This is a genomic window from Microbulbifer sp. TYP-18 (genome assembly GCF_040932045.1).
Taxonomy (GTDB): Bacteria; Pseudomonadota; Gammaproteobacteria; order Pseudomonadales; family Cellvibrionaceae; genus Microbulbifer.
On the sequence record NZ_JBFRBC010000085.1, the window covers coordinates 1 to 1,247 of the forward strand.

The following is a 1,247-nucleotide window of genomic DNA, read 5'->3' on the forward strand; positions in this document are numbered from 1 at the left end:
CCATGCCCTGTAGCAGGTAGTAGCGCTGACCGGCGGTGCCGGCCACATAATCCGGGCTGGTGACCTGGGTGATATAGCCCCACTGCGGATGATAGTGGTTCCAGCTGCCCCCTCAGGAAAGAAGACTATCGACTACGATTTCGAGGCCTAATAGGTTTTATAGGAGCTAGCAACATTGCCAGCCCTCCAAACAATCCTGTAGGGCTTTTATAGGCTTCCAGAAATAGGCTTGTGCAACAAGCCTATCCAACAAAGCCATAGTTTCCTGAAAGAATTAAAGTCACCAAGCCAAAAAGAAGAATAAAAATTATATCAAGCGTAAAAAACAATCTAACCCCAATCTTTCCGCACAATCTCAAAGAAAGGATCACCAAACACATAAGTAGGTATGCAATAATCGAGTAAAATAGAATACTTCCTCTACCTGAATAATATGAATCAAACTGGGGAGAAATATTTGGAATAATTGCAAAAAAAGTATAGGCAATAATCCAAGCCAAAAATAGAACGACTAATTTATTGGCAGACCACTGTAATATAAGCAACTTATTACTCATGCTGTTATCCATTAATTCAACTACTCCCAAATAATAATTCACTATGCAGTGACTTCAGTCGCTCTCTCACACAACCATATATAATCAAGGGTTATTCTTTTTATAAACTCGTATATCGAAACCATTATTAGAACCTACATGAACGCCATTACTAAACTCATTCCAAGTTCCAAAAGCAAAGATAGGAAAATACTTTGGACCAACGGAAAAACTATCAATAGCGTTTGTATGATAATACCAACTGGCGCCACTTACTGTAGTATTTAAAATTCCTGATAGCTCCATAGCAAGCGGGTTGGCTAAAGCATCAAGATTCCCTGTATTGCAGCCTCTAAGTCGGATTGGCATGCCTGGCGACCACTGGCCGCTATTTAATACTAACTCTGAGAGTGCTTTAGCATCCAAAACAATTGGGTTTCCATTTGCATCATAATTACTTCCATCCGAGGATAATCCATTCATATAACTTGCAGTACCGTGCCCCCAGATATCTAACGTATTAGGATCATCAAATTTAGCTTCTGCTGCTCCATACAGTAATACATCTTTTTTAGAGAAAAGATTAATCTTTCCACCCTTTTGTGCACTTTCACCCCCTCCCTGCCAATTCATCACATACTGCATTGCAGCCGTAATGGCACCATTGGCAAACTTTCCGCCACTTAACTCCGAGGTTGTACCACCAACAAC

At 40.7% G+C, this 1,247-nt stretch carries 2 protein-coding genes; both read right to left on the reverse strand.

Going from position 1 to position 1,247, the window contains the following annotated elements; genetic code table 11:
• Positions 1 to 242: 242 nt before the first annotated feature.
• A complete protein-coding gene (locus ABVT36_RS19010; protein WP_368457968.1) occupies positions 243 to 557 on the reverse strand; it encodes a hypothetical protein in 315 nt (104 codons plus the stop codon).
• A gap of 84 nt (positions 558 to 641) precedes the next feature.
• The coding region (locus ABVT36_RS19015) for a hypothetical protein (RefSeq protein ID WP_368457969.1) at positions 642 to 1,247 on the reverse strand (606 nt) is incomplete at its 5' end.

Excerpts from the sequence above, each read along its gene's own strand:
- ABVT36_RS19010 (WP_368457968.1), bottom strand. The coding sequence starts at position 557 with ATGAGTAATAAGTTGCTTATATTACAGTGGTCTGCCAATAAATTAGTC.